Annotated in this window: 21 protein-coding genes; 14 read left to right on the top strand and 7 right to left on the bottom strand. The window is 44.6% G+C overall.

The features are described from left to right. Positions 1 to 8: 8 nt before the first annotated feature. The 4 genes from ACUUJN_RS22845 (at position 9) to arsC (ending at position 3,859) form a co-directional block, all read left to right on the top strand. Complete coding sequence (locus ACUUJN_RS22845) at positions 9 to 1,601, top strand: alkaline phosphatase family protein (protein ID WP_484668959.1); 1,593 nt, start codon at positions 9 to 11, stop codon at positions 1,599 to 1,601. Positions 1,602 to 1,682: 81 nt separating this feature from the next. After that, entirely contained in the window at positions 1,683 to 2,036 is a 354-nt protein-coding gene (locus ACUUJN_RS22840) for an ArsR/SmtB family transcription factor (RefSeq protein ID WP_023990405.1), read from the top strand. A gap of 88 nt (positions 2,037 to 2,124) precedes the next feature. Continuing rightward, the gene (locus ACUUJN_RS22835; RefSeq protein ID WP_023990404.1) at positions 2,125 to 3,414 is read left to right on the top strand and encodes an arsenical efflux pump membrane protein ArsB; all 1,290 of its coding nucleotides are present in this window, start codon (positions 2,125 to 2,127) and stop codon (positions 3,412 to 3,414) included. A 25-nt stretch (positions 3,415 to 3,439) separates the two neighbouring features. Continuing rightward, positions 3,440 to 3,859, top strand: coding sequence for an arsenate reductase (thioredoxin) (gene arsC / locus ACUUJN_RS22830; protein WP_430179677.1), 420 nt, complete (start codon positions 3,440 to 3,442; stop codon positions 3,857 to 3,859). Positions 3,860 to 3,918: 59 nt separating this feature from the next. On the opposite strand, the gene ACUUJN_RS22825 is transcribed toward arsC, so the two are convergent. Next, the gene (locus tag ACUUJN_RS22825; RefSeq protein WP_023990403.1) at positions 3,919 to 4,314 is read right to left on the bottom strand and encodes a winged helix-turn-helix transcriptional regulator; all 396 of its coding nucleotides are present in this window, start codon (positions 4,312 to 4,314) and stop codon (positions 3,919 to 3,921) included. 159 nt (positions 4,315 to 4,473) lie between these two features. On the opposite strand from ACUUJN_RS22825, the gene ACUUJN_RS22820 reads away from it, so the two are divergent. Next, the gene (locus ACUUJN_RS22820; RefSeq protein ID WP_028541776.1) at positions 4,474 to 5,034 is read left to right on the top strand and encodes an NAD(P)H oxidoreductase; all 561 of its coding nucleotides are present in this window, start codon (positions 4,474 to 4,476) and stop codon (positions 5,032 to 5,034) included. A gap of 122 nt (positions 5,035 to 5,156) precedes the next feature. On the opposite strand, the gene ACUUJN_RS22815 is transcribed toward ACUUJN_RS22820, so the two are convergent. From ACUUJN_RS22815 to ACUUJN_RS22805, 3 genes are all read right to left on the bottom strand, one after another. Further along, positions 5,157 to 6,407, bottom strand: a complete 1,251-nt coding sequence (locus tag ACUUJN_RS22815; RefSeq protein ID WP_023990401.1) for an ABC transporter permease — start codon at positions 6,405 to 6,407, stop codon at positions 5,157 to 5,159. Further along, complete coding sequence (locus tag ACUUJN_RS22810; RefSeq protein ID WP_023990400.1) at positions 6,391 to 7,710, bottom strand: HlyD family secretion protein; 1,320 nt, start codon at positions 7,708 to 7,710, stop codon at positions 6,391 to 6,393. Before ACUUJN_RS22810 ends, ACUUJN_RS22815 begins: the two co-directional genes overlap by 17 nt. A 134-nt stretch (positions 7,711 to 7,844) precedes the next feature. Then, a complete protein-coding gene (locus tag ACUUJN_RS22805; protein ID WP_075154786.1) occupies positions 7,845 to 8,378 on the bottom strand; it encodes a MarR family winged helix-turn-helix transcriptional regulator in 534 nt (177 codons plus the stop codon). A 335-nt stretch (positions 8,379 to 8,713) separates the two neighbouring features. Here ACUUJN_RS22805 and ACUUJN_RS22800 point away from each other — a divergent pair, with 335 nt between their 5' ends. From ACUUJN_RS22800 to ACUUJN_RS22785, 4 genes are all read left to right on the top strand, one after another. After that, positions 8,714 to 9,280, top strand: coding sequence for a helix-turn-helix domain-containing protein (locus ACUUJN_RS22800; protein ID WP_075154785.1), 567 nt, complete (start codon positions 8,714 to 8,716; stop codon positions 9,278 to 9,280). A 251-nt stretch (positions 9,281 to 9,531) separates the two neighbouring features. After that, positions 9,532 to 10,767 carry a CynX/NimT family MFS transporter gene (locus ACUUJN_RS22795; RefSeq protein WP_484668958.1) on the top strand — a complete coding sequence of 412 codons (1,236 nt, stop codon included), beginning with the start codon at positions 9,532 to 9,534 and terminating at the stop codon, positions 10,765 to 10,767. Positions 10,768 to 10,769: 2 nt separating this feature from the next. After that, positions 10,770 to 11,201 (top strand): universal stress protein, encoded by a 432-nt coding sequence (locus ACUUJN_RS22790; protein ID WP_484668957.1) that lies wholly within the window; start codon positions 10,770 to 10,772, stop codon positions 11,199 to 11,201. Between the two features lie 331 nt (positions 11,202 to 11,532). Continuing rightward, complete coding sequence (locus ACUUJN_RS22785) at positions 11,533 to 12,708, top strand: alanyl-tRNA editing protein (protein ID WP_053326139.1); 1,176 nt, start codon at positions 11,533 to 11,535, stop codon at positions 12,706 to 12,708. Positions 12,709 to 12,720: 12 nt separating this feature from the next. Here ACUUJN_RS22785 and ACUUJN_RS22780 read toward each other — a convergent pair whose 3' ends face one another. Both ACUUJN_RS22780 and ACUUJN_RS22775 read right to left on the bottom strand, forming a co-directional pair. After that, complete coding sequence (locus ACUUJN_RS22780) at positions 12,721 to 13,422, bottom strand: YoaK family protein (protein WP_075154782.1); 702 nt, start codon at positions 13,420 to 13,422, stop codon at positions 12,721 to 12,723. Positions 13,423 to 13,616: 194 nt separating this feature from the next. Beyond that, a complete protein-coding gene (locus ACUUJN_RS22775; protein WP_075154781.1) occupies positions 13,617 to 14,135 on the bottom strand; it encodes a DJ-1/PfpI family protein in 519 nt (172 codons plus the stop codon). Positions 14,136 to 14,284: 149 nt separating this feature from the next. On the opposite strand from ACUUJN_RS22775, the gene ACUUJN_RS22770 reads away from it, so the two are divergent. Then, on the top strand, positions 14,285 to 14,677 hold the full coding sequence (locus ACUUJN_RS22770) for a winged helix-turn-helix transcriptional regulator (protein ID WP_013312050.1): 393 nt from the start codon (positions 14,285 to 14,287) through the stop codon (positions 14,675 to 14,677). Positions 14,678 to 14,847: 170 nt separating this feature from the next. Here the strand turns inward: ACUUJN_RS22770 and ACUUJN_RS22765 are convergent, their stop codons facing one another. Continuing rightward, entirely contained in the window at positions 14,848 to 15,183 is a 336-nt protein-coding gene (locus ACUUJN_RS22765) for a winged helix-turn-helix transcriptional regulator (RefSeq protein ID WP_023990392.1), read from the bottom strand. 268 nt (positions 15,184 to 15,451) lie between these two features. On the opposite strand from ACUUJN_RS22765, the gene ACUUJN_RS22760 reads away from it, so the two are divergent. The 4 genes from ACUUJN_RS22760 to ACUUJN_RS22745 all read left to right on the top strand — a co-directional run bounded on the left by ACUUJN_RS22760 (position 15,452) and on the right by ACUUJN_RS22745 (position 22,035). Further along, positions 15,452 to 16,558, top strand: a complete 1,107-nt coding sequence (locus ACUUJN_RS22760) for an FAD-dependent monooxygenase (RefSeq protein ID WP_341063832.1) — start codon at positions 15,452 to 15,454, stop codon at positions 16,556 to 16,558. 68 nt (positions 16,559 to 16,626) lie between these two features. Then, complete coding sequence (locus tag ACUUJN_RS22755) at positions 16,627 to 17,391, top strand: GTP cyclohydrolase II (protein ID WP_341063833.1); 765 nt, start codon at positions 16,627 to 16,629, stop codon at positions 17,389 to 17,391. Beyond that, complete coding sequence (ribD, locus tag ACUUJN_RS22750) at positions 17,388 to 18,488, top strand: bifunctional diaminohydroxyphosphoribosylaminopyrimidine deaminase/5-amino-6-(5-phosphoribosylamino)uracil reductase RibD (protein WP_028541782.1); 1,101 nt, start codon at positions 17,388 to 17,390, stop codon at positions 18,486 to 18,488. Before ACUUJN_RS22755 ends, ribD begins: the two co-directional genes overlap by 4 nt. A gap of 628 nt (positions 18,489 to 19,116) precedes the next feature. Beyond that, positions 19,117 to 22,035, top strand: coding sequence for a glycosyl hydrolase (locus ACUUJN_RS22745; RefSeq protein ID WP_341063835.1), 2,919 nt, complete (start codon positions 19,117 to 19,119; stop codon positions 22,033 to 22,035). Positions 22,036 to 22,615 lie beyond the last annotated feature (580 nt).

Genomic DNA, 22,615 nt, shown 5'->3' with positions numbered 1-22,615 from the left:
ACACATACATGGGCATGAAAAATAAAGTTACCATAGCACTAGTGCTAAGTTTATTGTTGATGATCTTGGGCTGTAGAGCGGACTCCAGTCAACAGCTAAAACAACAAAGTGTGAAGTCACCTATCATAGTAAATCAAATGGGCAAAAAACCTGTCATTGTGATCTTGATTGATTCATTAATGGATAAGCCTTTGCAAGATGCGATTCAAGAAGGCCGTGCACCCGCGATGCAATATCTCCTTCATCAAGGGCAATATTTCCCGCAAGTAGTGAGTTCATTTCCCACGATGTCTGTGACAATCGACAGTACATTATTAACGGGAACGTATGCCGACCAACATCATGTGCCCGGACTCGTTTGGTACAGCGACCAAAAGAAACGCATGATTCTCTACGGCAATGGTGCCAAAGAAGCCTTGAAGATAGACCAACTGCAAGTATTCTTAGACGCAATTTACCAATTAAACCAAGTTCATTTGAATAAAAAAACGAAAACCATACATGAGGAATTGGCTGACAAAGGAAAAGAATCCGCGTCCATCAATGCTATTGTCTTCAGAGGGAAAACGAAACATGCCTTAAAAGTGCCTGACTTCATAGCGAATAGCAGCAGGGTGCCAGAAAAAATGATAGTAACAGGGCCTAAATGGTTATCTTATGCAGCTTTGGCACAATTGAATCCGAAAAATAGCTGGAATACTCCTTTGTGGAAAAAATTTGGGATGAACGACGAATTTTCCGCAAAAGATACCGCTTTTCTAATAAGCCAGAAGAAACTTCCAGACGTAACCATCACATACTTTCCAGAGAATGATAATTTAGCGCATAGAAAGGGCCCGACTCAACTGGAGGGAATCGAAAAAGCAGATCAAGCACTGCAAACTGTGTTGAATGCATATGGTTCGTGGGAACAGGCTGTAAACGATGCGATATGGGTTGTCATGGGTGACAGTGCGCAAAGCGCTGTTTATGATGATCGACAGGTTGCCACTGTTGATTTAAAGTCGCTTTTGAATCATTACCGTATTGCAAAATTAAATCAACCTGTAAGAAGTGATGACCAAATTGTGATTACCGCTAATGAACGGATGGCCTATATCTATGCGATAAACGATAACGTAGAGCTGTCCAACGTGGCGAAGCTTTTACAGCATGAGGACAAGCTCGACATTATCGCTATGAAAGATGGTAAAAACAATATTCATGTTACAAAGGGAAAAAAGGGTAAGCTGTTTTCTTATCATCCTGGTGGAAAATTCATCGATGAATATGGGCAATTGTGGACCTTGTCGGGCGAAGAGGACCTTGTGGATATTACGGTGAATAACAACCGGATCCAATATGGAAAATATCCAGACGTTTTGGCGAGGCTACACGGGGCAATGAATTCACATGAAGGAAGATATGTTGTCGTCACGGTCCAACCTGGATATGAACTCGTCGGCGAAAGTTCCCCTACTCACATCGGAGGGGGAGCTCATGGATCGCTGCATGAAAAAGATTCCCTTGTCCCATTAATTATTTTCGGAACGAATACACGTCCCAAAACACTGCGAATCGTGGATATAAAAGACTGGATTATGCAATTGGTGAACGAATAAGTATTATTCGTGCTTGATATTAAAACCGTACTACATTAGTATATAAGCATATAGTTATATAAGTGGAAGGGGGGGCACACCTTGGATCAACTTGGTTATGTAGCCGATCATTTAAAGCTATTGGGGGATAAAACTCGGCTGGCCATGCTTTCCCTGCTAAGAGAGAGAGAATGGTGTGTTTGCGAATTTGTAGATATCTTTGATATGTCGCAGCCAGCAATTAGCCAACATTTGAGAAAATTAAAGTCGCAAGGGATTGTAAAAGAAGAACGACGAAGTCAGTGGGTATACTATTCCTTAAATGTAGACGACAAGCCGCATATTCAAGCTGTTCTTGAGAGTATGCCAGACTCTAAGCAGATTTTAAAATGGCTGAATAAAGAGGAGCCGATCGCATCTTGTGGACCGGATTCATCGGCTTGCTGCTCATCCTAAAGGCTGCTCCGTTTAACTCCTTGCAGGGATAAAGATGTTTTTAATATAAGTATATGTTTATAAGGTGATGTAATGGAGGTTTAAAACATTGATTTTGTTGGCATGCATTATATTCTTAGCCACTTTAGTGTTGGTGATCTGGCAGCCTAAAAATTTGTCCATCGGATGGTCTGCCTGCGGCGGTGCCATACTCGCCTTGCTGGTGGGTGTCGTCGATTTGCATGATGTTTGGGAAGTTACTCATATTGTCTGGAATGCGACACTGGCTTTTGTAGCCATTATTCTGATTTCGTTGGTGCTTGATAAAATAGGCTTCTTCGAATGGGCGGCGCTTCACATGGCACGAGCTGCGCGAGGAAGCGGAACCCGGATGTTTGTTTATGTGACCATTCTTGGCGCCGTTGTTGCTGCTTTTTTTGCGAATGACGGTGCGGCCTTAATACTGACACCGATTGTACTGGCGATGGTTCGGGCACTTAAATTGGATGAGAAAATGGTTTTTCCTTTTATCATAGCGAGCGGTTTTATTTCAGACACGACGTCGCTTCCGCTTGTGGTCAGCAACTTGGTTAATATTGTGTCAGCCGATTTCTTTGGGATCACCTTTATGGAATATGCGAGTCGCATGATTATACCTAATTTATTTTCTTTAGCAGCCAGTATAGGAGTACTGTATCTCTTTTTTCGTAAAAGGATTCCGAAAACGTTTGATGCGACACAATTAATCAGGCCTGCGGAAGCGATTAAAGATCCAAAGATGTTCCGTATGTCCTGGATCGTTCTCGCGGTTTTGTTCATTGGCTACTTTGCATGCGAATTTTTTAATATTCCCGTTTCGGTGGTGGCCGGTATTATTGCTATCTTTTTCTTATTGATGGCGCGTAGAAGCCCTGCAGTGCCGATGAAAGAAGTCATCAAGGGCGCTCCATGGGCTATCGTATTTTTCTCCATCGGAATGTATGTTGTGGTGTATGGTCTACGTAATGCCGGTTTGACGGATCTGCTGGCCCATGTGATTCAAGCGGCTGCCGATCAAGGTATGTTTGTGGCCACCATGGGCATGGGTTTTATTGCAGCGATTATCTCGTCGGTCATGAATAACATGCCTACGGTCATGATTAATGCGCTTGCCATTGATGCCACCCATGCAACCGGTATGGTCAAAGAGGCGTTGATTTATGCTAACGTGATTGGATCGGATCTGGGGCCGAAAATAACTCCGATTGGTTCATTAGCCACGTTGTTGTGGCTGCATGTGCTCCGTTCGAAAAACGTAAAAATTTCTTGGGGGACTTATTTTAAGACAGGCATTGTCTTAACCATTCCTACACTTTTTATGACCCTACTGGGCTTATACCTGTGGTTAGTCATTTCATAATTGAACATTGAAGGAGACATTAATGATGGAAAAGAAGAAAATTTACTTTTTATGCACTGGTAATTCTTGCCGCAGCCAAATGGCAGAAGGCTGGGCCAAAAAATACTTGGGAGACCGTTGGAATGTATACAGTGCGGGCATTGAAGCACACGGCCTTAACCCTAAAGCGGTGCAAGCGATGAATGAAATAGGGATCGATATCTCCGGTCAAACTTCAGATATTATAGATCCTGCTTTGCTGAACAGCGCGGATTTCGTTGTGACCTTGTGCGGAGATGCTGCTGATAAATGTCCTATCACACCTCCGCACGTTCGTCGTGAACATTGGGGGTTTGATGATCCGGCTAAAGCACAAGGAACAGAAGAAGAGAAATGGAGCGTGTTCCAGCGTGTACGGGATGAAGTAGGGGCTCGTATTCGGAAATTTTCGGAGACTGGTGAATAAACAAGGTGCACAGTTTAGGAAGAGGCATGTAGTATAGTATTTCAAACAAGCACGCCTCCTTAAAGAGGTGGTGCTTGTTTGGCGTTTTTTTCCCTCACAGTATACTCTTCCAGCACCTTTGTTTTATCTCCATAGATCCTATCCAAATGATCTTCTCCCCATAAGCAAAAACGATCAAGCAGATCTTTAAAATCCCATCCATATTCACTAAGCTCGTACTCCACTTTGGGTGGAACCTGGTTATAAATGATACGGTGGATGATTCCATCCTTTTCAAGCTCTCTAAGCTGTTGGGTGAGCACTTTTTGGGTGATTTTCGGAATGAGTTGACGAAGTTCGTATGTACGTTTTCTGCCGCTGATTAAATGGTGTAGGATGATGCCTTTCCACTTTCCACTGATGACCTCCAAAGTTGCCTCGATCCCGAGCATATAGGTTTTGGCGTTATCTTCCATAAACTTTCCCCCTCCAATTTGTAGTTCTAAAAGCACTAAGGAACCTTAAAGTACCTACGGTACAATGAAGTGCGTACTTCACACTTTTATATATATCAACCATAATAGCATCTGTAAACAGGGTACACCAATCACGAGGAGAAAGAAGGTTACGGATACATGAAAGTTCTATTGGTCGTCACGCATCCTAGAGAAGATTCACTTACCCTTGCGGTCATGAATCGTTTTGTAGAGGGATTGAAAGAGAATAAGCACGAGGTAGATATTTTGGACTTGTATCGGGATGGGTTTAATCCGGTATATAGCGCGGCAGATGAGCTGGATTGGAATACGCCTCATAAACAATATGCTCCTGAAACACGGAGAGAGATGGACAGAATTGCTGCTGCGGATGCTCTGGTCTTTGTGTTTCCTCTATGGTGGTACAGTGTTCCTTCCATGCTAAAAGGGTACCTGGATAAAGTGTGGAACATAGGTTTACTTGAGGAGTTCAAGACAAAACAGGTCTTGTGGCTGTGCTTGGCGGGAGGAACGAAAGAACATCTGATCAAGTATGAATATCACGATTTAGTTACTAATTATTTGAATAAAGCCATTGCTGGTTACGCAAGAGTAAGAGAGTCCAAGGTGGAGTTCTTCTATGATACTTTGTCCGAATCGAAAGAATACATTGAAGGTTTACTGGAGCACGCTTATCAATTAGGTCGGGCATATAAGTGAATTTTATTCTGATAACAATGACAATTTAATATTATTGAGAATTTTGCAAAATCCTGATTATTGAAAAAGGGTTAAGGCTCGTTAGACGGCACTTAACCCTTTTTTATTTTATAGACGAGACTCTATCCTTTTATAGGCTCATGCATAGGTGCTGATGGTGCCCCTTGCATAGATAACCCGCCGCCAGTTGAGCTTGCTGGAACAACGGGATGTGGTGATCCCTTTTCAGAAGCATTGCCAGCAGTTTGCTTGGCCAGCTTTTGTTTTTCCCACAGTGCTCTGGCGATAACCAGCATGGAGAGTACACCCACATATAGTAACAGAGAACCGAGTTCGGGAAGCATCTCTTGCAAAGGTGCACCACGCAGACCCATGGTACGAAGGAATTTGTACATCCATACAAAGGGGAAGAAATCACCGATTTGAATCGCTAAAGGTGGAAACAGTGATCTGGAAAGAACAGCCCCTGATAAAACAAAAGCAGGCATGAGTATCATCACCATTCTGCCGATGGCTATTCCTGGATGTGCAGCGCCCCATGCAACCAGGACATTGATACAAACGGTACCGAATACATACAGGACAACCGGAATTATAAAGAGAATCGGATTGGCCTCGAAACGGCCTCCTCCAAACACTTTAAGCATCCCGAGAGAGAAGATTAAGCCAGCCGTCGAAAACAGCGTATAAGGAAGCATACGCAGTAGTATGTTGAACGGATTTTGCAGCTCAGCAGCCAGCCTCTTGGAAACCCGGAGTCTAGCGACCAGAGGTAAGCTATTTATATTGAGTATCATAAAAGAGAACATACAAGTGAATGCAAGTATCGTCGTATTCTGATAGTCATTCGTTGGATTAAACAGGGAACGCACTTCCAAGGCGATACCATTGAGGGCCCCTTGGGCCTGTTCTGCGTTCATCCCGGTTTTCAACATAGCTGGAACAGACAGTTCCATATTCTCGGAAACGCTAATTTCCTGCATAGCTGTACGAATCGAAGTAATAGATTGAACATTGGTATTATCGAGAATGAGACCCACGCGGCTGGAAAGGGAACGATTGTGATTATCCTCTAAACCATGCGGCAGGGAAATAACAGCCAAATATTGCTCATGATAAAAATACTGTTCAGGGTTGTCCGTATACGAAACAATCTCAGCTACGTTCATATACGGGGAAGCATCTATTTTCTGAATGAACTCACGGCTGTAAGCTGTGTTATCTTGATCCACCACTACCACGTTAGCGTCGTTAATTTGGCTGCTTGGGAGCAACAGTGAATACCCCAGTACGGCAATCAACGGGAAGATGATAGCTATGATCGGATACTTGGAGTGAACCAGATACGACCATTCATCACGAAGAGATTTCATTTGTATTCACCTCAACTGTCATGCCTGGTAGCAAAGCTGCTTCTCTTGTTACATATACACGTACCTGGAATGTAGCGGTATCTGCTTCTCCTTTTTCACGGGACATCTTCACATTAGCGAATTGTGGTGCAGCAGTTACATAGCGTACCGTACCTTTCAGGTCCTTATTGAGACCAGAGATATGAGTTTTAATTTCTTGATTGGCCTTGAATTTCCCCGCTTGTTCTTCATTCACATAGAGATCGTAATATAAATCATTGGTTTCCAGGGTAATCACAGGAGCCCCTTGCGCCACATTTTCGCCGACTTTGGTACTAATCGAAGTAACCTTGCCATCCTGTGGTGCTTTTAACACCAGGCGTTCTTTTTTGAGCAGCAACGTTTTAAGCTGAACTTCCTGTGTGTCTTTTTGTTGCTTTAAGAGGTCAATAGCCAGCTTCTGATCTGCCAACTGTTGACGACTCTGCTGAATGGTTTCCAGTTGGGTCTTGGAACGATCGACGGACAATTGGGCACCGCGAATTTCTTCCTCGGCTTGTTTTACCGAAACGGCTGCTTGTGTCGTCTGTTCACTGGCCTGCATACGTTCTTCAGAAGTGGCACCATGAAGTAGCTTTTGAAGAGACTCTTTTTGCTGACTCAACTGATTTGTCGCTAAAGTCAAGGAGGATTCGGCATCATCCAACGCTGCTTTGGATGCACTTCCTGCATCATAGAGTGCTTTATTACGCTTATAGTTGGTCTGAGCCGTCTGAACATTTTTGGTGGCTGAGGCTACGGCAATTCGTTGCTGCTGAACATCTTCATCCCGAGCCCCGTTATTGACCTGTTGTTCCGCAGCAGTGGCTTGACGTTCAGCCGCTTGTGCCCGCTGCAATGCGGCCTGACTTTTACTCTCAGTCACTTGAGCTTGCGCGATATCTAGCTGTGCCTGTTTTTCCTGAGTTGCTGCTCGTGTATACCCTAAATGGATGGATTGTTGTTGTTGGCTGATCTGCGTATTGAACTGGGCGATTTGTGTCCGCAGCTGCTCAATTTGCAGATCCACATCTTTGGAATCCAAAGTCATAAGGACAGTTCCTTTTTTCACCTTAGTTTCTTCTGTTACCGGGATGTTCAGGATTTTGCCGCCTACTTGTTCAAACGATACATGAATGCTATCCGCATTTAGTGTTGTGCCTTTAACAGATCGAGAAGCATTGACTTGATCTTGTCCGTTAGTCTGAAGCAGGAACCCCCCGCCGATAAGGCAGGCAATAGAAATGACAGGGATGATGAGGCTGGCGACTTGTGTGCGATTCATGAGTAATACGCTCCTTACATTCATAAAATGAGTTAAACATAGACTCGAATAAATATCCTGATATGTACATTTTATTTATTCTTTTATTTAATAATTAAAAAGTTAGCCGGCTAACTAAAATACAAAATTAAAACTTATTCTGGCTTTGCTGCTTTATATATCTCTTTTGCTTGAGGGATGCCGCTTTCTATTTTTTTCAGTAACATCAGGAGCAGCTCTTTTTCATCGGTGGATAGGTGGCTCATCAGTGTGGAAGTGCTTGTAAAATGTGTAGGCAGCAGTCTTTCCATCATTTCTGTTCCTTGTTCGGTCAGTTTAACAATGCTCATACGGCGGTCGGAAGGGTGTACGGATCTCATAGTAAGCCCATCCCGTTCCAGGCGGTCAAGCAGACCGGTAACGGTAGGCTTGCTAACTCCTACTTTCTCCGCAAGCTCTGTAGCCAGCAATCCTGTTTGGATGTTGCGGTACAGGAGAATTAATATTGAAAATTTTCCATGAGATATACCGAACTTCTCAAAGCCCTCAAAACTGACTTTAAAAACACTGGAAGATACTCGCATAAAAAATAGCATAGCTTCTGTCGCTCTTACATCAATCTCGGGGATACGCTTAGAAAATTCTTGCAGCGCCTCACGAGTGGGCAAGTCCCGTAAATCAAAATCCATAGGGTTCTCCTTTCTTCTTACAGTATGTTCCAATCAACAAATTAGTTAGCCGACTAATCTTAATCTATTCAAAAATGAATTTCAAGCTAAAATTTGTTAATCGTCATGTATATTTTTCACTATATGGAGGTTGTTGTAAAAATAAAATAAAGTATTAGACTGAAAAATAAAGTGTTAGACTGACGATGCTTCATTAAGCTAACTGGCAGATTAGTTACATAGACGTCAGAATTTTGCATAGGAGTGTAGTCCACCATCCCATACTAATTGTATGGAAAAGAGTCTAGATAAACAGTATACTAGCTATAATTGTTTTTTGTTGAGGTGCATATCAAATGGATGAAATCGATGAATCAAAACAAATTGTATTACAAATCGGCGGTGTCTTGAAAAAGTACAGAAAAGAAAAAAACATGAGCTTAGACGACTTAGCGGAATTAACGGGTGTAAGCAAACTTACTCTGGGGAATATCGAACGTGGCGATACAAATCCAACTTTGGCGATTATATGGAAAATTTCAAAAGGCATATCTTTACCGCTATTAGCTTTGTTGAAATCAGAAGACCCTGTTAGTTTGTATCGAGCAGGCGAAGGACTGCGGTTTTCTAATGATCAAAAAAATTGGATCATTGAACCGGTCTTTAAAAACGCAAGCAACGATATTGAAATGTGTCGGGCTTACTTACAGCCGAATAGCTCGTATCACCCTGAAGGTCATCATGTGAATACAACTGAAATTGCGACAGTAATGACTGGTTCCATTGAAATTCAAGTCAATGGAGAGATTTACACATTGAATCAATATGATACGATCAGTTTTCGTGCAGATTGTCCTCACTCTTATACCAATCATACGAATAGCGAAACAGTGCTCCATATATCCTTAAAGTATGGTTTCTAAAAGTCGAAAATTCCACTTATTAAATACAACTCCGAATTCCATGACGGGAATTCAGAGTTGTATTTTTGTTTTTAGATGAGTTAATGTGTGTTATAAAATAATTATTGTTAAAAATAATATATTATAAAATAATTATTGTTAAAAATAATATATTATAATATACTTTTATTGTTCGCGCGGATGTTATTTCATAGTTTTTCAATCAGCAGGAAACAAATTTTACGTATGAATTTAGTAAGGAGAAATGAAGAATGTCGAACAAACAAAATATAAAAGCCGTACCATCCTCTATAGGACTGATAATTCTCGGCATTATTATTATTGCAGCTAATTTACGTGCTCCCTTAACCTCAGTCGGTCCTTTAGTGAGTCTCATAAGGGATGACGTTCGTATTTCAAATACAGTAGCAGGCCTGATAACAACGCTACCTTTGCTTGCCTTTGCTTTATTATCACCTCTAGTACCCAAATTTGGACGAAGGTATGGGATTGAACGTATCATTTTGATTGCCCTAATCTTTCTGACTGTTGGCATTGTAATACGTTCTTTATCTGGCGCAGCTAATCTATATATTGGGACAGCAATTCTTGGATTCGCAATTGCCGTATGTAATGTATTATTGCCAAGTTTAATCAAAAGGGATATCCCAAATAAAATTGGCTCCATGACAGGTGTTTACTCAATTTCAATGAGTTTATTTGGAGCAATCGCATCGGGAATCAGTGTACCGCTAGCCGTGAACGCAGGTCTAAAATGGCAGGGAGCATTGGGAATATGGGGGATTCTAAGCTTTGTATCGATTCTCTGTTGGTTACCTCAATTAAGAAATCAAACGAAGCAAACAACCACGACGAGTCAACAGATGGCCAGCAACGATGTGAATGTTTGGCGATCCCCTCTTGCCTGGCAAGTAACCTTGTTTATGGGTATACAGTCCATGGTTTTCTATGTGTTGATCGCATGGTTGCCTGAAATTTTAAAGCAGCAAGGAATTGGCTCAAACCAATCAGGATGGTACCTCTCGATAATGCAGTTAGCTCTGCTTCCATTTACCTTTATTGTCCCCGTTATTGCTGGGCGCATGTCTAGCCAACATTTGTTAGTGGTCATCACAATCATTTTGCTTTTAACGGGAACGCTCGGACTTCTATACGGAAGCTCCAATATCATTCTGGTGTGGATTATAATACTCGGAATTGGTGGAGGCTGCGCCTTTAGTTTGTCCATGATGTTTTTCGGTTTACGTACTGAAAATGCGCATCAAGCAGCGGAACTGTCTGGCATGGCGCAATCGATCGGATATCTTCTTGCCGCAATCGGTCCTGCCCTTATAGGATTTCTGCATGATGCGACAAATAGTTGGAATCTGCCACTTTTCATTCTGCTTGGCGCTTCGGTCTTACTCTTTTTAGTCGGTATAGGAGCAGCAAGAAACCGTTTTGTAGGTAGCCGAAATAGTTACGAGCTGCCACGGAAAGGACGATAAATATGTTTGACAAAATTATTGTGGCAATTGATAAAGCTGAAATAACGAACAAACTCCTCGATGCAACCGTTGAAATAGCTCGAAACAAACAAACTCAAGTTACCTTGGTTAATGTCAGCCAGGAATATGTATCGAATGGCATGACATATTTACCAGGGCATTTCTTGGAAGAAATATTGAACGAAATGGAGAAAGCGAGTTTGGAACAGTTGCAACAAGCCAAATCCAAATTAGAATCTGCGGGGATTAACCCGGAAACACTTCATCTTAAGGGAGATCCTGCACATGAAATATTAAATTATTCAAGAGATTCCAAGCAGCAACTCATTATTATTGGAAGCCGTAGGCTAAGTGGCATAAAAGAAATGATGCTTGGAAGTGTCAGCCACAAGGTTTCACAGCTATCAAGTTGCCCAGTCCTCATTGTGCATTAACTCCTTCGGGAACCGTAAAGATGATGCATTGTTATACTAACGGAGAACTTTAGTTCAATAAAACAGCGACAGTCTAGGACTTTATTTTCTCGTCCACGGCTGCCGCTGTTTTTATAGCTGGGGCCAGTCTAATACTTTTTTTACGAGATCTGACGGTTTTATAATTCGAAATGTCGCGTGGGACCAACATATCCAGTCTAGTACTTTATTTTCTTTCTACAGTTGTTCGTGCCATGGTTCAAGCTTTTCCCTACATTGATATTTACAATGAAGTGCTTGATAATAAGTGGATATCGTACGAGACAAAGAACCCAAAAGTGAGGAATCTGGAATGACGACAAAATTATACTACACTGCTCCAAATCTTACGGAGTGGGACACTCATATTACACAGAGCATGGAAAGAGACGGAAAATATTTGGTTATGCTGGAGGAAACGGCCTTTTATCCGCATGGCGGAGGCCAGCCTTGTGATACAGGAACAATTCAGGGCGTCCGTGTATTAGATGTTGTTCTCGAAGATGGGGATATTTGGCATCAGGTAGAGCGTTTGCCGGAGGATAGGAAAGTAGCCTGCCAATTGGATTGGGAGCGCAGATTTGACCATATGCAGCAGCATAGCGGACAGCATTTGCTGTCAGCGGTTTGTCTGGAGTTGTTGGGTGCGCGTACTGAAAGCTTTCATCTGGGACAAGAATATGCCACGATTGATGTGAACTGTTCGGATGTAACACCTGCGCAGCTATCGGCAATCGAACAGGAAGTAAATCAGCAAATCTATAGTAATCGCAACATAAAAAGTTTTTTTGTAACCAGTGAGCAATTGAAGGATATTCCGCTGGTGAAAACGCCCAAAGTGACGGAAAATATTCGGATTGTCGAGATCGAGGGCATTGAATATAATGCTTGCGGCGGTACTCATGTAGCTCAGACCGGGGAAATTGGAATGATTAAATGCTTGAAATGGGAAAAGCAAAAAGGGATGGCGAGAATCCATTTCAAATGTGGTGCTCGCGCACTCCAGGACTTTAATGAGAGTGTTCGGATTTTGGACGTGTTATCTACGAAGTTCAATACTGGACGAAAGGATATTTTGACTCGATTCGAAAAGTGGGAGCAGGAGCATAAGCAGCTCAAGGCGCAAGTGGAGTTCTTGCAAGAGGAAAATGCATCGTACCAGGCGAAAGAGTTGCTATCTGCTGTGCAGGGGCATGTTCTTGCTCATGTATTCGAACAAAAATCCATTCAGGAGATGCAGCAATTGGCTGCCAAGCTGACCGCTGAGCATGATCTGCTTGTTTTATTTGCCACAACAGCCGAAAACAAAATCATTCTTGCACATAATGGTACCCATTCCATTAGCTGCGGAGCGTATTTAAAGGAAAATCTGGGCGCGTTTCAGGGCAAAGGGGGCGGTAGCAACCAATCTGCTCAGGCAGCATTTTCGTCCCGCAATGACCTCTTGAATTTCTTCGAAACGGCCCAGCGGCAGTTCATTCAGGGCTGATGTAATGGAGGATTAGTGACGAAGCGGCAGCTTCCACTTTTCCTCTTCTGTAAATAAAATAAAAGAAAAAATAAGTGCAACAACAGCGCCCCAAACGGCTTTATCCCCAATCGTCAAAGTCAGAAATCCCCCCAGCAAGGCTCCTACCAAGAAGGCAGCCAGGATGACACCATAACGCATCGCTCGAATGGCAGCGTTCGTGTCCTTGGTCGTTACAGCGACATACACAGCCTCGATAGCTGATCGAAGGTTACCGGTGCTGACCGTGGAGGTGTACGGCACATCAATGAGCTTGCGGAAGGAAGTCATTTGTACAGAAGCGACGAACGAGACGATCACCACCACTACCGTATTGGGAACTCCTTGTGGAATCAATCCCACGATGAAAAAAATTGCAATTTCCAGTAAAAGAATAGCGCGGGCCCAGTCTGGAGTTAAACGGTGAGTTGATTTTCTTTTAATCCATTCTGCAACAAAAACGCCCAGTGAAAAGGCAATTAGGGGCGGGATAAAGGCTAACGCCTGAATCCAGTGCCCTTCAATGGCTTTGACAGCCAGCAGCACGATATTACCTGTCTGTGCGTTGGCGAACACACCGCCTCTCCCAACAAAGGTATATGTGTCCAAAAAGCCCCCTACTAATGATAGTAAGGCGCCCAGTCGCAACGATTCGGACGTTACCTGATGTAAATGGATTTTGCCTTTCATAAACACGGCATATAAGCCTCCTATACTAAACGTCGATTTTTTAAAGCTAACACGAAAATCCAGGACCATACAATTAAATTAATCACTTAAGCATGAAAATGGCACAAAGAAGCCGCATCGGGTCCCATACAAAAGAAAGGACGCGATGCGGCTTTTTGGAGTGCTGTTTAAAGTGCCCACCTAGAACCTCAAAGATGTGCTTATTGCAGGGCTTTGACAAGTGCTGCGCCGAAGTCCTGTGCACCATCTGGACCGTCGGCTGTAATAATGTCGCTATGCGCAACGACATGCTGTGCCACATATTCGGCTTGATGCGATTGGAGCTGGTCCTTTTGTACATCCACAGGATAACATGTAGCCGTTCTGCCGGAGAGCAGTCCAGTTTGAGCCACGGCTACAGAGCCTGCGCAGATGCCAGCCAATAGTTTCTTTTGCTCATAAGTTTGTTTCAGCAGAGCTTGGAGATCCGCGTTATTCCAAAGATAGTCATTCGTTCCTGATCCGCCGATCACAGATACCACATCATAATCAGCCAGCACAGCGTCAGTAAAAACAAGATCAGCTGTCGCTTTACCGTTGTAGTCACCTATGATTTCGCCTGTTTTTGTACTAGCTAGCGTCACAGTAACACCTGCTTGCTCCAGCGCTTCCTTCGGTTTAAACAATTCATCCTCATTAAAGCGCTCTGGGGGTATAATAAAAAGAGCTTTTTTACTCATACTTCATTCCTCCTTGAATGTGAAACGATATCTACTATTGTAGGATGGCTTCGTCAGGCTGTGAAGAATGCACTTTCAAGTACGGAGGTTACCTGCAGGTTACTATTAGAGTGCAAGACCATGATGATTTAGAAGGAGTTAATTGATATATGTCCGATACGCTAAGAGAAGAAATACGGGAGAAGATCGTCAACGGAGACTATAACTGCGAAAAGGAACTGACCCTTTCGGTCTTAAGCGGAAAGTGGAAGGTCGTCATTTTATGGCATCTGGGTGTAGAAGGGGCGCACCGTTTCAGTGACCTGCAAAGGCTGTTTCCGAAGCTGTCGCATAAAGTGCTGACCAATCAACTGCGGGAGTTGATGGAGGACGGTATTGTGCACCGGGAAGTGTATCCCGAGGTACCTCCAAAGGTGGAGTATTCGATGACCGAGCTGGGAATGACGATTTTACCCATTGTGGAGATGATGTATGACTGGGGGAAAAAACGGGTGCAATCCATTCGTGAGGAAATGCAACGTAGCGGTGAGGGAAACGTTTAAATAATGGAATCGATATGTAGGTGAATCAATAAAGTTCCTTCATATGAAAAATAGAACGCCTTGCACTATGAGTACAAATTGTACTTAGAGCAAAGGCGTTCTTTGGCATGTTAGCAGTCTGTGTGTTTTTATCATGTTAGTTTAGGAAAAATAGCTGTAGCCCATATGGATCATTGCTTTTCAAGTGCTGGTAGAACCTCAATCCAGCGTGTAGCCCAAGTACCGATATGGTCAAACAAAGGAGCTAAATCGCGTCCCTTATCTGTAAGAGAGTATTCAATCCGTACAGGCTTCTCAGGATAAACCATACGTTGTATGATTCCTTCTTCCTCCAGCTCTTTTAGACGGTCGGAAAGGACCTTTCCACTTAAATTAGGGATTGAATTCTCAATAGCGACGAAACGTTGCGGACCATTAGTTAGTTGAAATACGATCAACACCGTCCAACGCTTACTCAGTAGCTCCATAGCTTTTTCAAACCGTGGGCACATCTGCGGAATGTTCATGTGATCACCTCATGCTCCTATTATTAACGATCCACTGTTAAAAGTAAATGATTTTACTTTACATAAATTTATTACTTGACGAAATGGTGTGATATAAATATACTTTGTTACATAAAGTAACTTGTTGGCTTTGATACGGAGCTTGAGATATGAATACTTAAAATTTGAACTTAATTTGATATTATTTTTGATATTATTAATGATGTAATTAAATGAACAGATACGAACTAATCGTTATGGTGATGGTTTGGGCGTAGGGGGAAGTCAGATGAAGTTGGAATGTGAAGTGTGCGTAGTTGGAGGGGGACCCGCAGGAACTTTGTTGTCCTGTCTACTGGCGGCGCAGGGTGTATCCACGATATTGATTGAGCGGCAGAGCATAGCGGGAAAGGCTTTCCGCGGTGAAATCTTGAATGATGAGGGTCAGGAAGTGATCCAAAAGCATAAGCTGCTCGAACAAATTCATAAGGACTATGTTCTCGCCTCTACAAGAATCGAATATTGGGAGCATCAGCAGCAAGTGAAGACGGTCAAGCCAGCATCAGTAGATGGTAATGTGGGGGTTCATATTCCACAGCCTCGATTTTTGGAGGCTCTGCTCAAGCAGGCGTCAACCTACGAGTCCTTCCGTTACCTGGCGGGTACAACTGTGACTACCTTGGAAGGTAAGAGCGAGCAGGGGTACACGGGCTTGGCCGCCCGCGATAAGAACGGTCATGAGATCACGATTGACAGTTCGTTGATTGTAGGGGCAGACGGTCGCTATTCGACTGTGCGCAAGCTGGCGCAGATGCCTGTGACAAACATTCGACACGGCTATGATCTGCTATGGGCGAAAATCACAGCACCTGCTGGGTGGGAGCCCGTCACTCGTCTGGCACGGGTCAACGGAGGGCAGTTGGCTTTATTCTCGCAGGCTGAGGGCTATATTCAAATTGGCTGGAATGTGGAGGAAGGTAGCTTTCCAACCCTGTTTAAGCAATCCTTTGAACCCTTTATACAACTGCTTACCGAGGCTTTTCCGGATTTGAAGCATAGTGTGCATGATCACATTCGTTCATGGAAGGACTTCGTACCGTTGGATATTTTCAGCAGTCGCAGTGACACCTGGGCGCAGAACGGGCTGGTCCTTATTGGAGATGCGGCGCATACCATGACACCTACCGGAGCTTTTGGCTTGAATGCAGCTTTGAAGGATGCCGATGTGCTAGCCAGTGAGCTTCTTCGTTTACGACAGAAGAGCTATACCGCAGGAGACCTAAAGGCGTTCGAAGACGGACGGCGACAGGCTGTCACCGAGCTTCAGGGACGGCAGCTGACGATGGAATCCACGTTTCATGAACATTTCTTACAAGCCGATAATCAAAGGATATAAATCCTGACAACAACATGAATTACCGGAATTTTCATATATAGAGTTTATATAAAGGATGGTGCAGAGAGATGAACCCAAAAGATGTAGCTACGCTACTTAACGATAAAATTCAAACCGTTCGCGGAGAGCAATCTTCGACGATTTTAGTAGGACCGATCAAGCTACCAGTTAATTTGGAAGGAGAAACGGTTGTTTTTCAGTGGTACTGCTGGTTGCCTGTACGGGATGAGGAAGATCGTCAGGACTTACTGAATGCCACCGCTGAGACGATTGTGAAGCGATTGTCCACACTGGATTTGGCAGAGGGACAACAGTCAAGCGTTTTGGTGTATGGCGATCTTCAACAGTCGGAAAATGCATTAGTTCGCATGCATAGTATTTGCCATACTGGAGATATTTTTGGTAGCAAGCGTTGTGATTGCGGATTTCAACTCCATCAGTCCATGAAAATGATTGTGGAACATGGAACGGGTGCATTGTTCTATCTGGCTAACCATGAAGGCCGCGGAATCGGTTTGTTTAGTAAAGCAATGGCTTATATTCTGCAGGAAGAAGGCATGGATACTGTAGAAGCCAACCACCAATTGGGTTTTGAAGATGATACCCGCAACTATGCAGACGCCATTAGTGTGCTCCGTCACCTGAGACAAAAACCGGTAACCCTGATCACAAATAATCCCAAAAAACTGGATGCCTTGAAGAAATCGGGTATGAATGTGGCGGGTCGCATGCCGCTCTGGGGCGATGTGTCGCAATATAATGAACGGTATTTGAATACAAAAGTGGAACGATCCGGCCATTTGCGGGATTCCGATCTCAGGGAGGTTCTATGACCACTCACGAAAAATATATGCGCCTGGCACTGGAAAATGCCAGAAGTGCTAAAGGGCAAACAGAGCCGAATCCGCTCGTCGGATCAGTCATTGTCAACAACGGTCGTATCGTTGGGATCGGCGCTCATCTGAAGCCCGGCGAGCCACATGCCGAGATTCATGCGTTGCGTATGGCGGGTGAACACGCTCAGGGAGCGACAATTTACGTAACGCTGGAGCCGTGTTCTCATCACGGTCGGACAGGCCCGTGCGCGGAAGCCATTGTGAAGGCAGGCATTCGTCGGGTGGTGGTTGCAGCGCTGGACCCGAACCCGCTGGTTTCCGGCAGAGGGGTACAGATTTTGAAAGATGCGGGCATTGAGGTCATTGTCGGAGTATGTGAGCAGGAATCCATCCGCATGAATGAAGTGTTCAATCAATATATTGTGAGCAAGCGTCCTTTTATTACGATCAAATCGGCAGTAACACTGGACGGTAAAATTGCAACCCGGACCTCGGAAAGCAAATGGATTACATCTGAGGCTGCACGGGAGGATGTGCATCGTCTTCGTAACGAGCATGTGGGAATCCTGGTCGGTGTACAGACGGTGATTCACGATAATCCTCAGCTTACGACTCGTCTACCAGAAGGACGGAATCCGATTCGTATCATTTTGGATAGCAAGCTTCGTATTCCATTGGATGCCCGTGTCATTACAGATGGGGAGGCGCCTACCTGGATATTCACAGGACGCGCTTATGATGAAGGCAAGCGTAGCCAGTTGGAACAGCTAGGTGTAAAGGTATTTCCGACTCAGGATGAAAACAGCGATCGGGTTAACCTGCCGCAAATGCTGGATATTTTGGGTGCGGCAGAGGTATCATCGGTGTTCGTGGAAGGCGGAGCCGAGGTGAACGCTTCCTTCGTGCAGCAAGGGCTGGCAGACAAGCTGGTGCTGTACATGGCACCAAAGCTGGTTGGAGGACGCGCAGCCCCGGGATTTCTCGGGGGAGAGGGCGTGTCTGCGATGAGCGATGCGGTGGCATTGCATGATTTGAGCGTGACACAGGTTGGTGTAGACTGGAAACTAGAAGGGTATTTTGAGCGGGAAAAATGAGTGTTGTTTGCGGGGGAGAAGGCACTCCACTAAGGGGTTGATCTTCCGATCGCTGTTGCAGTGGGATTCTTCGGATTGATAAGACATTTAAAGGTAAGAATCCCACTGCAAAGGCGAACGCTTACGCTTCTCCAGATTCAACCCCTTCGCTCCGCTACTGCCCACCGCAAAGTCACTCATTTTTTCGAAATGGTGTGGAGCATGGGAAAGGCAAAAGGACTTAAATACTCAAAAGCTCAAAAGCTCAAAAGCTCAAAAGCTCAAAAGCTCAAAAGCTCAAAAGCTTATATACTTAAAAGAACAGAGAATCTGAAGGGCTACAAGGCCTGGAGGATTCTTTTTTTATATACTAAACGTTTATTAGGGTGAATGATTAATGGGATGAATAACTCATAGGGTAAATGTCTAATGGGGTGAATTCGAGATAACATAATTACACATGCTTGGGTTTTTCGTCCTGGTTTCTCATGTATTTTTAGAGACTTTCGCCTCGTTTAGTTAGAATATAGAAATAAAAGGATTGACCTGGAAATTGAGATCAAGCACAATGAAGTTGAAATCAACTTGGAAGAGAAGGGAAAAGCCTTGCAGTGAAAGGGATTATAGAATTCAAAGGAGGATGTAGGTTGTGAAAAAAACGTTATTATGCTTGTTAAGTGCCAGTCTGATATTTTTAGCTGCACCGGTTTCTACTAAAGCCTTTTCGGGTGAGGTCACACAAGGCGCTGGCTCATATTCAACCACACTACCTGCCGGAGCAGCAACACCGCAAAACGAGATTTACAAAACAGCGAATGTAAACAGCCCAATGCCTACCAATGACTGGTGGAGCAGCCTCGCCTGGGTACCGTACTCCGAGGCTCAATATCCGCATCCCCTTGCCTTGAAAAATCAGCAAAACGGTTTACGCATCTTTAACCCGAGTGGGAAAATTACGGTAAATCCGGGATACATCGCAGGTTGGATGGATGATGTGAACGATTTTTCCGTCGGTCATTCTGTAAGCGCTTCATTTCCTGATGCCAAGGTGGACGGTTTCAGCGACTGGTTTGTCAAATCATTATTTCAAAGCGGCAGCAATAAAATGAGTGCTACCTATGGACACGGCTCCCCCTATGTTTTTTTTGAGTTTGGCGGTGGCAATCCCAAGCTTTCATTTAATGGGGTGCCAGAGGTTTGGTCTGGGTCAGCTAGTTCCCCTGTGCTTGGCATTACGGTTAATGGCTCACACTATGGTCTGTTTGGTCCTTCCGGCAGCACCTGGTCTGGCCTCGGAACGAGTACTCTGATCAATCAATTGAACGGGAAAAACTATTTTACAGTGGCCGCTTTGCCTGACAAAGCAACCGCGACATTGGACAAATTTCAGCAATACGCCTATTCTTTCGTTACAAACTCCAAAGCACAGTACAGCTATAACGAAGCCTCTTCCGAGGTGACGACCACCTTTACTGTTGCGACAACAGCGAAGGAAGGCACGCAAAGCGGTACTATTTTTGCCTTATACCCGCATCAGTGGAAAAATTCATCACAACCCCTGCTAGGCTATACGTACAATTCTGTACGCGGTCTGATGAAAACAGCAGAAGGTGCTTCTTTTCAAACGAAAATGAAGTTTACAGGGGTACTGCCTTCCCTGCCCGACTTGGGGTCCTACGATAAAAATACGCTCAACAGTTATATAGACGAAGCGAAAGCGGAAGTCTACTCCGGCGATAGAGACACGTACTGGACTGGAAAACGTCTGGGCAAGCTAGCAGCGCTGGCGCCGATTGCCGACCAGGCTGGCAATACCGCAGCAGCGACCCAGTTCCGCAATGAGATCAAAAGCCGGCTGCAGGACTGGTTTAAGGCCAGTGACAGCTCGGGTAATCTGAAAAGCTCCAGTCTATTTGTGTATAACAACAATTGGGGGACACTGATCGGTTATCCCGACAGCTTTGGCAGTGCGGTAGAATTAAATGACCATCACTTCCATTATGGATACTTTATCAAGGCCGCAGCCGAAATTGCACGTGTGGACAAGAGCTGGGCATCCAATTCCCAATGGGGGCAGATGGTACAGCTGCTCATTCGCGACATCGCCAATATCGACAGGTCTGATTCGAAATTTCCGTATTTGCGTAATTTTGATCCCTATGCCGGGCATACCTGGGCTTCCGGCCATGCCAAATTTGGTGATGGCAACAACAATGAATCCTCCTCGGAAGCGATGAATGCTTGGGCAGGTCTTATTTTATGGGGCGAGGCGACGGGAAATACTCAAACTCGTGATCTGGGCATCTATCTATACACAACGGAAATGAATGCGATTAACGAATACTGGTTTGATGTGCATGGCACAAACACCCCTGCAGGGATGCAAAGCGCGACGGCAAGCATGATCTGGGGTGGTAAAACCGTAGGGAATGCAACATGGTGGACCAATAATGCCGCAGAGGTTCATGGTATCAACTGGCTACCGATCACCTCGGCTTCCTTGTATCTGACGCAGTATTCAGATTATGCAGCTAAAAATTATAACGATCTGCTGCGAAAAAGCGGTGGGAATTTCAGTCCATGGGAAGATATTGTGTATATGTACAGAGCGATCTCGGATCCGTCCGATGCCAAGGCCAAATTCAGTGCACGCGTAGCGGCCATGACACCGGAAGCGGGGAATTCCAAGGCGAATGCCTACCACTGGATCTACAATTTGGATGCTTTAGGCAACATCGACCGCAGCATCACTGCTAATTCACCTATTTATGCCGTATTTCATAAAAACGGTGTAAAAACTTATGTGGCCTACAATTTTACAAACCAAGTCAAAACAGTAACCTTCTCAGATGGGCACAGTATTACCGTGCAGCCGAATAGCTTTAATACCGGAAATGGAAGCGGCGGTGGCAATCCGCAACCTGATACGGAGGCTCCGTCCATCCCGGCGAATGTTCGAGCTACGACCAAAACGGCTTCGGTAGTCACTCTGGAGTGGGATGCAGCTACAGACAATGTTGGCGTTACGGGTTATATCGTTTATAAGAACGGGGCTCAGGCCGCAGAGATAAGCGGTACTTCCGCTTCAATTACAGGGCTGAATGCAGCTTCCACTTACAGCTTTACCGTTAAGGCTCGCGATGCAGCTGGTAACCTATCTGCAGCAAGCAATGCGGTAGGGGTAACGACAGACCCAGCATCTGGCGGTAATGAGGGTGGTGGAGAAACGGAGGATTATAAAGTAGGAGCTCGCTTTGTCAGCGATCATGAAGCATTGCTTCAATTTACACCCAAAACAGCCTCGGCCTATGTTGACGTGCATTATACTTTAACTGGTGGACAACAGCTCAATTACCGAATGACAAACAACGGCGGTGTCTGGGAGCAGCGGATTACAGACCTCGATATCGGGAAGGCTGTCAGCTATTGGTTTACCTATGAAAAGGCGGGATTGCAATACGAGACCCCTTCATTCAGCTATACACACCAGCAGACCGCTTCTACAACGACAGACGTTCCACAACTTCCACTACCGAGCGTTGATCCCGTTTTCGAAAAAACATCCTAGTGGATCAGGCCTAAGATACGAACGCGACAGTTAACTATAGAAAGAAAGACACAAGGGAAGCAAATACGCTTCTCCTGTGTCTTTTTTTGTTTTTTTATAGGGTCGTAATACTTTCGCCATGTTCGTGAGTTCCAGGTTGCGCGATAATGATAAAGGCTGATACAGGAAGATATTACCGAGGCGAGGATTTCCAAAGGTCCCGCAGTGCCTGCCCTGATGGGGTCAGGTATCCTGTAATTCTGATGTATCCACCAACATTAGGGTTCAATTCCCAATCGCCTTCCACGCGACTTCTGGTAGAGTATTCGAATGATCGAATAAAAACAATGAAAAGACCCGGATAAGAGCATCCCATGTCTGGTCTCGATGACAGGTACCGGGGCGATGGCTATGCGGCCAGCGGATACCGGAGAGAGCAAGCGCCGACAGGGTTCGAGGCTTCGGGGATACAGATTCACAATCGATGTTGGGCTGATGAATTCCATCCCTAGAACACGGAAACAGGCGGTATCTTTCTTTTTCCTCAAGCTTGACCCCGCCGTCCACCCGGAGGGATGCTCTGCAAGGGTCACTAACCCTA

The sequence above is a fragment of the Paenibacillus sp. LRG-1 genome (assembly GCF_057220305.1).
This window is presented reverse-complemented; position numbering and strand designations above follow the sequence as displayed.